Source organism: Sphingobacteriales bacterium, assembly GCA_016699615.1.
Lineage (GTDB): Bacteria > Bacteroidota > Bacteroidia > Chitinophagales > JADIYW01 > JADJSS01.
Window position 1 is genome coordinate 2,975,963 of sequence record CP064984.1, and the last position, 10,886, is coordinate 2,986,848.

10 protein-coding genes are annotated in these 10,886 nt (G+C 29.9%); 4 read left to right on the forward strand and 6 right to left on the reverse strand.

Going from position 1 to position 10,886, the window contains the following annotated elements; genetic code table 11:
- On the reverse strand, window positions 1-990 hold the full coding sequence (gene obgE, locus IPK18_14265; GenBank protein QQR97958.1) for a GTPase ObgE: 990 nt from the start codon (window positions 988-990) through the stop codon (window positions 1-3).
- A 51-nt stretch (window positions 991-1,041) separates the two neighbouring features.
- On the opposite strand from obgE, the gene IPK18_14270 reads away from it, so the two are divergent.
- The 3 genes from IPK18_14270 to murB all read left to right on the forward strand — a co-directional run bounded on the left by IPK18_14270 (window position 1,042) and on the right by murB (window position 2,937).
- Window positions 1,042-1,335: a hypothetical protein gene (locus tag IPK18_14270; GenBank protein QQR97959.1), complete on the forward strand. Its 294-nt coding sequence runs from the start codon at window positions 1,042-1,044 to the stop codon at window positions 1,333-1,335.
- Between the two features lie 72 nt (window positions 1,336-1,407).
- The gene (locus IPK18_14275; protein ID QQR97960.1) at window positions 1,408-1,866 is read left to right on the forward strand and encodes a hypothetical protein; all 459 of its coding nucleotides are present in this window, start codon (window positions 1,408-1,410) and stop codon (window positions 1,864-1,866) included.
- 48 nt (window positions 1,867-1,914) lie between these two features.
- On the forward strand, window positions 1,915-2,937 hold the full coding sequence (murB, locus tag IPK18_14280; protein QQR97961.1) for a UDP-N-acetylmuramate dehydrogenase: 1,023 nt from the start codon (window positions 1,915-1,917) through the stop codon (window positions 2,935-2,937).
- Window positions 2,938-3,057: 120 nt separating this feature from the next.
- Here the strand turns inward: murB and IPK18_14285 are convergent, their stop codons facing one another.
- The gene (locus IPK18_14285) at window positions 3,058-4,932 is read right to left on the reverse strand and encodes a T9SS type A sorting domain-containing protein (protein QQR97962.1); all 1,875 of its coding nucleotides are present in this window, start codon (window positions 4,930-4,932) and stop codon (window positions 3,058-3,060) included.
- Window positions 4,933-6,770: 1,838 nt separating this feature from the next.
- On the reverse strand, window positions 6,771-7,565 hold the full coding sequence (locus IPK18_14290; GenBank protein QQR97963.1) for an IS982 family transposase: 795 nt from the start codon (window positions 7,563-7,565) through the stop codon (window positions 6,771-6,773).
- Window positions 7,566-7,862: 297 nt separating this feature from the next.
- On the opposite strand from IPK18_14290, the gene IPK18_14295 reads away from it, so the two are divergent.
- Window positions 7,863-8,801, forward strand: coding sequence for a GSCFA domain-containing protein (locus IPK18_14295; protein QQR97964.1), 939 nt, complete (start codon window positions 7,863-7,865; stop codon window positions 8,799-8,801).
- Here the strand turns inward: IPK18_14295 and IPK18_14300 are convergent.
- The 3 genes from IPK18_14300 to IPK18_14310 all read right to left on the reverse strand — a co-directional run.
- The gene (locus tag IPK18_14300) at window positions 8,794-9,570 is read right to left on the reverse strand and encodes a tryptophan synthase subunit alpha (GenBank protein QQR97965.1); all 777 of its coding nucleotides are present in this window, start codon (window positions 9,568-9,570) and stop codon (window positions 8,794-8,796) included. The genes IPK18_14295 and IPK18_14300 overlap by 8 nt on opposite strands.
- Before the next feature lie 12 nt (window positions 9,571-9,582).
- The gene (locus tag IPK18_14305) at window positions 9,583-10,494 is read right to left on the reverse strand and encodes an alpha/beta hydrolase (GenBank protein QQR97966.1); all 912 of its coding nucleotides are present in this window, start codon (window positions 10,492-10,494) and stop codon (window positions 9,583-9,585) included.
- A gap of 118 nt (window positions 10,495-10,612) precedes the next feature.
- Window positions 10,613-10,886 (reverse strand): hypothetical protein (locus IPK18_14310; protein QQR97967.1); only part of this gene is annotated, 274 nt, incomplete at its 5' end.

The following is a 10,886-nucleotide window of genomic DNA, read 5'->3' on the forward strand; positions in this document are numbered from 1 at the left end:
TTAATTCATTAACTTCCAAAGTTTGTCTTTCAATTCTACCAATCCTTCTTCTGTATGTGATGAAATAAAAACAACATCTAATTTTTTTGGAAATTCTTTTCTAATCCAAGTTTTCAAATCATCATCTAACAAATCTGATTTGCTAATTGCTAATAATCTTTTCTTGTGCATCAATTCAGGATTATAAGCTTTTAGTTCTTTTTCTAATATTTTATATTCTTTTTTATGGTCTGCACAATCTGCTGGAATAAGAAACAATAATACAGCATTACGCTCTATATGTCTAAGGAAACGCAAGCCAATGCCTTTTCCTTTTGATGCGCCTTCAATAATTCCAGGAATATCTGCCATTACAAAAGAATAATTATCTCTATAACTTACTACACCCAAATTTGGCACTAATGTAGTAAATGCATAGTCAGCAACTTCTGGTTTTGCTGCACTCAATACAGACAATAGTGTAGATTTTCCTGCATTTGGGAAGCCCACTAAACCAACATCAGCTAAAACTTTTAGCTCTAATATTTTCCAGCCTTCTATTCCTGGTCTTCCTGGCTGTGCGTAGTGTGGTGCTTGGTTGGTAGATGTTTTAAAATGATTGTTGCCTAAACCACCAATTCCTCCTGCTAACCAAACTACTTCTTGTCCATCTTCCATTATTTCGGCTTCAATTGCTCCTGTTTCAACATCTTTAGCTATAGTACCTAGTGGAACTTCCAAAATAATATCTTCTCCTTGCTTGCCACTACTTAACGCACCTTTGCCACCTTCACCATGTTTCGCTTTAATATGTTTTCTATATTTAAGGTGCAACAATGTCCATAATTGTTTGTTGCCTCTTAAAATAATATGTCCACCACGACCACCATCACCGCCATCTGGGCCACCTTTGGGCACATATTTTTCCCTTCTAAAATGTGCAGAACCTGGACCACCATTGCCTGACTGTACAAATATCTTTACATAATCTATAAAATTACCACCTTCCATTATGTTGCAAAAATAGCTCAAAAAAGCTAATAATTTTTATATTTTTAAGAGATGGAAAAAATTGAGATACAATCAGCATCTAGTACAACAATATTTCTAAACATTAGAAAACCAAATGGCAAGATTAAAGGCGTTGTTTTAATAAACACTGGAACTTGTATTCCACAAAAAATATATTGGAAGTTTGCAGAATTTTTAACCGAAAATGAATATGTTACTATAACTTATGATTATTCTGATGCGCAAAACTATACATCTTCTGTATCACATACAGATTGGATAAAAGATATGCAAGCTGCTTTAGATTATGTGCAAAACAACTATGCTAATGAAAAAAATACATAGTTGGTCATAGTTCTGGTGGACAATTAATTGGATATATGAAAAATGCAAAGGACTTTGATAAGCTATTTTTAGTTGCATCAGCACGCATATTGGAAAAAATCTCCAGCGTGGTATGGATATTCTATGCAAATATTTTGGAAAATATTAGTTCCACTTAATATTGGAATCAATGGATTTTTTAATAATAAAATGTATGGCGTAAGTGGTGGCTTCCCAAAAAATATTATTTTGGAATTAAGAAGCTTTTGTATGAATAAAGATTTTTTCTTTCCATTCTTTAAATCAAAAAATATAGTTAATTATTTTGACACAATTCGATGTAAAGTTAAAGCGTATCATTTAGCTGATGATATTGTTGCCAATTACATTTCGTGTAAAGATATGTTAGATAAATACTCGAATGCAGATAAAACAATAGAAACGCTACACGCAAAAGACTTTGATATGAAAGAATTTGGTCACAGAGGATTTTTCTCATCTAAAGCAGAAAAATTACTTTGGCCAAAGTTTTTGAAAGACTTAGAAGTATAGTAAGTTTCAATTTTTATCATATCTGATGTAATTAATTATATTTGCAATATGTTAGCTATACAGAAAAACATTCAACTGCAACCATATAATACTTTTGGCATTAATGCTATCGCTTCTAATTTTATTGAAGTTTGTGATATTGATACATTAAAAGAAATTATCTTAAACTATAAACAAAATTATGATCAACTTTTTATTTTAGGTGGTGGTAGCAATATATTATTTACAAAAGATGTAGAAGGTCTTACCATAAAAAACAATATAAAAGGAATTAATATTGTACATGTGAATGAAACTGAAATTGAATTAGAAGTAAAATCAGGAACTATTTGGCATGATTTAGTAACTTATGCAGTAAACAATGGATACCAAGGAATAGAGAACTTAGCATTGATTCCAGGAACAGTAGGAGCGGCGCCTATGCAAAATATTGGTGCGTATGGTGTTGAAATTTGTGATGTACTTACAAGTGTACATGCAATAGATTTATCAGATGGCAAAAGTAAAATATTCAACAATAAAGATTGCAAATTTGGATATAGAGAAAGTATTTTCAAAAATATTGAAAAGAATAAATATTTTATATATTCAATAAACATACTATTAAAAAAGAAAGATTACAACATAAATATTGAATATGGTGATATAAAAAATATATTGCTAAAAAATGGAATAACTGATATTGCAATCAAAGATATATATAATGCTGTGATTGAAATAAGAAGTAGCAAACTGCCCAATCCAAAGGAACTTGGCAATGCTGGAAGTTTTTTTAAAAATCCAGAAATAGATAATACTTTATTGCAAAAATTATTATTACAATATCCAAATATGCCTCACTATCTTTTAGAAAATGGAAATTATAAAATTCCTGCTGCTTGGCTTATTGAGCAAAGTGATTTTAAAGGAAAAATTGTTGGAAATACAGGCAATCATTCTAAACAAGCTTTGGTAATTGTAAATTATGGTAATGCAAGTGGTGATGAAATTTTAAATCATGCATATCATGTTATCAATATTGTATTGGATAAATTTAAAATACAACTATCACCTGAAGTAAATATATTGTAATACTTCATTTGTGTAATAAATAAGTCAACTTTTGTGTCAACTTATTTCAGGACTATTCACAACAAGACATAAAAAAAGCCGAAGCAATTGCTTCGGCTTTTTGATGCTTATTTTTCAACCTTACTGTTTCATAAATGGAACAGTACTAAAGTTTGATTTATCGCCAATTTGCAGATAGTATATACCTTTGCTTAATTCATTAACATCAAATTGATAGTTTTTAGTATTGTTTGGTAATTGTTCTTGTATCATAACTCTACCAACCATATCAACAATTCTAATTTGAGTTTCATTATTCAAATACTGCTCAAACTGAATGTTTAATTTACCATTGATAACTGGATTAGGATAAACCTTGAAAGCAGTTTCTTTATTAGATTTTATACCAGTAGAAAAATCTGTAGTTGTAGAATCTCTTTTTACACTTGTTCTTCTAATTTTAATTGTACCACTACATTCGTTGTAAGGGAAAACCCAAAAATGATATTTCGTATTTGCCAATAATCCAGATGCACTAAAAGTTGTATCAGTTGACGATGCAACTTTCAATACAGTTGCTTGTTGAGTTCCAGTACCTAATATCTGACCAGAAGTATACTGAACATTTGTATCTCTTGGGAATGCAATAAATCCATTTGTACTATATACAACAATATAACCAGTAGGAGATGGCGTTACCTTAGAAAAACTACCACTAATGCTACTTGAGGTTACATTTGTAAATGATACTGTTGCAACTGAAGATGCTGGAGCTGCACATGTTGTACCAGTTGTGTAGGTATCACTTTTATTTACATTATTTATAATTAAATTCCTATAGTTATTACCAAATCCTGCACAGTTATTATATGGTATTACTGCAATATAATATCTAGTTGATGAATCTAAGCCTGTGATCGTAAATGTTGTATCATTTCTATTTGTAGATATAAAACCAACTCTTGCAGAATCTGTAGCCAATACTTTTTGACCAACAGTGTATGTTGTAGAATCTTTTAAAAATGGTATATTAAACACTTTACTATAAATTACAACATAACCTGAAACACTACCAAATGATTTGCCAAATGTTCCAGAAATTGAGCTATTTGTGATGGTTCCAAAAATAACTGTATCAGGTAACGAGCTTGGCTCAGCACATGGAGTTGTATTTACTCCTGTTGTAATTGTATCATTTTTATTCACATTCGTAATAATTAAACTTCTATAGCTTCTTCCAAAAGTACAATTGTTGAATGGTATTACGGCAATCCAATAAGTAGATGATGAATCTAATCCACTTATAGTAAATGTTGTATCAGTAGCATTACTAGAAATGTCACCTACTATAGAAGTATCTGTATATGTACCATTTACTTGCGTTATTATATTTCCAATTACATATGCTTGTGAATCTCTTGGAATAGCCATATTGAAATTATTCTTTCTATATAATACTAAATAACCATCAGCACCACCAGCAGATTGATTAAATGTACCAGATATAGAATTATTTGTAACTGATGTAAAAACTAAATTTGTTGGTAATTGAGTTGGGTCGCCACATGGTGTAGCAATTATACCTGCTGTAACAGTGTCATTTTTATTTACATTATTTGTAAATGATGTTAAATAGTTTTTACCATAATCACATTGATTAAATGGAACTACTGCAACATAATATGTAGATGATGAATCTAATCCTGTTATTGTAAATGTAGTATCATTAGCATTTATTGATGTGTCTGCTACTATTGCAACATTTGAATTTGAGTCTGAAATTGTTTGACCAACACTGTATGTAACAGAATCTTTAGGTACTGGAAGGAATGAATTCGTTTTTCTATATATTACAATATATCCACTTGCACCACCAACTGGCTTATTGAATTTTCCTGAAATTGAATTTTTAGTAACTGATGTAAATGTAAGATTTGTAGGTACTGCAGTTGGTTGGTTACAATCAGCATACAATCCACATGCATCTCCGTTTGTGCCAAATACTTTTCTACCCAATTTGGATAATCAATGTATGGATTTCTATTTCCTTGTATTCTATATACAGAATCATTTCTAAAAATCTCTAATGAACTTGGTGGGTCTTGTTTATGCCATTGTACTAATATTTTTAAAATCCATTTATCTAATCCCGTGTAGTTTGCACTGTTAAATGGACTTGAAGGAAATCTAGTCTCAAAATTTGCAATACTATCTTGATACCTTGTAACAAAGTATAAGTAAGCACGAGCAAAATCGCCTTTATATTGATTGCCTGGCTCAAATACTTCGCCAGTAAAACCATTTGCCGCAGCTGAGTTTCCAACTTTTACACCTGCACTATTTGAATATGAACCAGCACCATTAACAATACCAACTGGCAAATTGCCTTTTTTTGCACTATTAATATAACCATCAGACGGAAAAATATGATGCATATCTGAGTACATAGGATAGTTGTCCCAATCTCCAAACCAAGATTGTGGAACTACATGGTCTCTATTATAACATTGACAAGTATCTGAGTTTCCTGAGCATGGTGCTGTTGTGTAAGTAAATTGACAATTTGAATATCTTTCAACAATATTATTACCTGATGATATATCTGTGCTTGCAAATGCTGTAAGAACTTGTGCATAGGTAATTGGCACATGATTATTTAAAATCCTATTTTTTAATGCTGTTTTAAAATCTCCACAAGTTAAATTGGTATCAACTGTTGAGTAATATGGTGCAATAACTGGTTGTCTTTTTGTTCTAATTGTATCTGTTTTAATTGATGTAGTTTTATATACTGGGCCACCTGAACATGAATCATTAAAAGGGAAAAAGAAGAAATGATATAATGTATTTGCACTTAATCCTGATAGATTAATATTTCCAGTTGAAGCAGCACCAACAAAAGCTACAGTACCACCACCTAAAGCTTGGCCAACAAGATAGCTACTTGTATTTGTTGGATTTGGACTTAATGTACTACTTGTAGAATATATTACCAATGTTTTTTGACTACCAGATGCTTTATTAAAACTTCCTGTAATTTCTGTTATTGTTGAACTTAATGAGTTTACTGTTGCATTATTAGTTGGTGTAGTACATGCTGGTAATACAGCACCTGAGTATGACACTGTTAAATCATCAATTGATAATCCATCATCATTTCCTGGTGAGTTGAAATCGTGCCATCTTATCCAAAACGATGCGCCTGGAGAGATGTTTAATCCAGTAATTGTATATGAAACACTTCTGCTAAATGTATTTGAATTTCCATCTACTGCCCCAAATGCACTCGATGTATCTGGTGTTAAAAAACGAAGTTGGTCTACTTCAGTCCATGTACCATTGCTAATGCTAGATGCATCTGTACTATAAGAAAAATATAATGTATCTAATGGAAAGCCTGAACCTAAACGCCACATTTCTCCTTTATAAGAAATTGTAAGTGATAATATGTTACTGCTTGTATTATTTGTAAAATTCATACCAAACTTTCCATTTTGATTTCCATTTGAGCCTAAAGAACCTAATGCTCTATCAGTACTTCCAGCTGCACCAAAGCTATAAATTTGTCCTGAATTAGAAGAACCTGTACCAACTGAATAGGTTGCATTTGATATGTACCAGTTTGCTGGCAATGTAGAACTTGTTGAACCAAAATTAGCCAAAGAATTAAAATCTTGTGTGTAATTGGTGGCTAAATTTGTAATACTGTGTTGTGCATATATATTTTGTATTAATATAGATGCAATTAAAAATAGTAAAGATTTAAACTTCATAAGTTAATTGTTAATTTGTGTAAAGATAAGACATTTAAGAGTATGATATGTTTATTCAATATGTACAACCTGTTGTGCGGTTTAACATAGTGCGAATTTAAGATGATTGATTGGTTTATTATTCATTTTATTTAAAAGTTGTAAGGCAGTTAATGCACAGGTTTTAGATTTGATTCTTGTAATCAATCCAATGAATGATTTAGCATAGTTTCTTTTAATCATAAACTGGTCACAAAGTTGTGAGAATAATGTTTCAATTCTCTTTCTACATTTTCTAAGTATGAATGGATATTTCTGATAGTCTTTTTGATTGTTACGCAAAGGAGTTTTAAGTTGAATATTACAGGACTCAAACAAGTCTAATTGGTATTGAGTAGATAGATAGCCTTTGTCACCAAGTAGTATAGCATTATTCATTCCACTATGCTTTAGATTATTTAAAAAATGTACATCATGTACGCTGGCTTTGGTAATATCCATTGACATAAATGTTCCATTAAGGGTTGTAGACAAGTGAAGTTTATATCCATAATAATACGATTTACTTACAGCAGAATAACCTTTATCTGGAGCTGTTTCAAAATCATGTTTGCATATTTTAGAATGCTTTTCTCTTGCTAATTGTACAATTGGAATAGGTATAGAATCTACAATAAAAACATCTTCAAATTCATTAAAAGGTTGTGCTATTTTTTCATTCAAGAGATGAATATAATTCTGTAATCTTCGCCTTCGTTTATTATAATTAGAACGGTCAATTAAATGTGGAAAATCTAATGAATATTCTACCTTTAATTTCTTCCAAAATAAGTTTTCAGAATCAATACTCAATGCTTCAGCACAAAGTGATAATGCGATGATTTCACAATCATTCATTTTAGGCTTATTTCTATATAATTGGAAGTTAAAAGAGGAATCTACAATAAAATCTTTCAGATAAAGTTTGGAAAGATTAAAAATTTTGTCGAAATTTGATTTGATGTTGTGCATTGTAAATAATTGGTATTCAAATAATTATATACAAAAATCATGCTAAAACATGATGCACAACATCACTTTTATATTAAGTATTTAAACCGCACAACGGGTTATGTACATTTATGAACTATGTGTGTATTTTTTAGAAAATGTTTAAATCTTTATTTTTAGTAATATTTTACTAGTTTTGTATAAATGAAGCTAAAACTAGACTTTCCACAACAAATTGCAACAAACAAGATTAATTACAAAGACAACCTGATGTTGATTGGTTCATGTTTTACTGAAAATATTGGGCATTTTCTTCAACGACATGATTTTAACACTAAAATCAATCCATTTGGAATATTATTCCATCCAATTGCCATTTTTGGTGCATTAAATAGAATTGTAGATAAGAAATTATTTTCAGAAGAAGAATTAGTTTTCAATCATGAACTGTGGCATAGTTTAGAACATCATTCTTCATTTAGTCATGTAGAAAAAAATATGTGCCTTGAAAAAATAAACGAGGAAATAATTTCAAGTCATGAATTTTTAAAAAATACCAAATATCTACTCATCACTTTAGGTACTTCAATAATCTATGAGCTAGAAGAAAATCATAAAATTGTTTCTAATTGTCATAAAATTGATGCGAAAAAATTCAACAAAAGATTCTTAAACATTGATGAAATTCTTGATGCATTTGATTTAACATACAAAGCACTTCAAACATTAAATCCAAATTTAAAAATCATTTTTACGGTAAGTCCAGTTAGGCATTGGCGTGATGGCTTGGTAGAAAACAATAGAAGTAAAAGTAGATTGATATATTCCGTAGAAAATATAATTAATAAATATATAAACACTGAATACTTTCCTGCTTATGAATTAATTATTGATGACTTGCGTGATTATCGTTTTTTTGAAGCAGACTTTTGTCATCCAAACCAAATGGCAATTAACTATATTTGGAATTATTTTACAAAAATGTATTTTGATGATATTACATTAGAGTACATGGAAGATAAAAATCAGTTATTGAAAATGACTGCTCACAAAGTACAATTTGAAGACACGAAATCAAGCAAAATATTAGTGGAAAATATAAAACAAAAACAAACTTTGATTGACAAAAAATATTTTAGTTAGACAAAATACTTTTTACAAAATCATTAGTATCTTTTTTTATATTCTTACTATTCTCCATTTGCTTTATGTACGCTGAACCAATGATTGCACCATTTGCATGTTGTGTAGCAAACTTAAATGTACTTGCATCTTTGATACCAAAACCTATAACTGTTGGATTTTTTAGTTTAAGAGTTTTTAATCTTTCAAAATAGTCTTTTTGTTGTTCTTCTATATTCACATTTGTTCCTGTGATTGTGTGTGAAGATACAACGTATATAAAACTATTGCTGATGCTATCAATCTTTAAAATTCTTTCGTTTGCAGTTTGTGGCGTGATAAGAAATATATTTTCTAAACCATTTTTTTCAAAACTTTGTTTGTATATATTTTCATATTCATACATTGGCAAATCAGGAATAATGACACCATCAATACCTACATTTTTTGCTTGTTCCAAGAAATTATCAAATCCAAATTGCAATGCTGGATTTATATATCCCATTAAAATTAATGGCACATGTATACTTTCTCTAATATTAGATAATTGCTCGAACATTAGTTGTATTGTCATTCCATTTTCAATAGCAATGGTATTGGAATGTTGGATAATTGGACCATCTGCTGTTGGATCAGAGAATGGCATTCCTATCTCAATCATATCTACACCACTTTCTTGTAATGCTAATAAAATCTCAGGTAAATTATTTAGATTTGGATATCCTGCAGTGATGAAAATACTTAATATATTATTTCTTTTTTCGTTAAAAAGCTGAGTAATACGATTCATAATTTAATACAATTATTTGTTGGCATTAATAAATGCGTTTGCATCTAGTTGGAAAGTCAGAAAATCTTCGGCATGTGGCACATGACCTGTTAATAAATATTTTGTTGGATTGTATGAAACATTAGCTCCAATTGCATTTCTAAATTGGATTGCCAAATTATTTTTAGGTAAAAAAGCATCTTTGTCGCCCCAAATCAACAAAATTGGAATATCAATTTTATTTAGTAATGGTGTAAGATTAAGTGAAGTAAAATACTGACCATTATACTTTATGTCTGAATATGATTTTAATTGATTTTTATACACAGCATCAACTGGAGTGTTTGGTGCATCAGTGCTTCTTTGCTTTACATTGTTTGGATTAAAAATTATTCCATTATTTTGTTGTAATATATTGATGTGCTCATTAAATACATCTGCTGTAAATATTGGATGTGCGTTGTAATAATCAATTTTACTTTGCCAATATAGAATATTGCTATTTTGGGAAATATTAGAATCTGCCATTTGCAATACCAATAGCTTAGATAATGTTAAAGCATCTACCATATTGTATGCTGGTGCTTCTGCAATAAATCCATTTATTTTATTTTGTTTTGTTGAATCTAATAAATATTGACAAGCTACTGTGCCACCAATACCAACACCATGTAAGAAAACACTTTTTACTTTTGCTATTTGGAAGGTAAAATCTACTACTTTATCCAAATCTCTTGCAAACTGTTCAATCGTCATGTCTTCTGTTTTGGCATTGCCTTGTGCTGTTCCAGAGCCACGTTGGTCAAAATAGACAACTTTATAATTCTTTTCGATGTACGACCAATATATATTATTTTTCTCGTTGTTTACATTTGTTGTCAATCCATCATTGATATAAATTATTGCTTGCTCTGCCAACTTATTTCCTGTAATATTTATTGGCAATACAACATTATCAATTTTTAAAAATAATAGTTATTAATTAAATTAGAATTACTTTCTTTTTTACAAGCTGAAAGCAATGTTATAATTATAAATATATATAGTATATTTTTTTTCATGATTATTCAATATTCCTTCTAATAATAAATGCCATTCCTGCTTGTACAATGATATGCCTTGTCCAATTTTGATTATTAGGATAAGTGTAATACAAACCAATGCCAGCAAAAAGATTTATTGGTACATTCATAGATTTACTAAAATCTAAACCTGAAATAAACTTACCACCAACAATTGCTTGAGATAATCCACCACGCACTTTCTCAAAAGTACCATTTGATTGTTGTTCATATGTTGCTGCATTTAGTTTTGCATAATAGTATCCAGCATCTGCA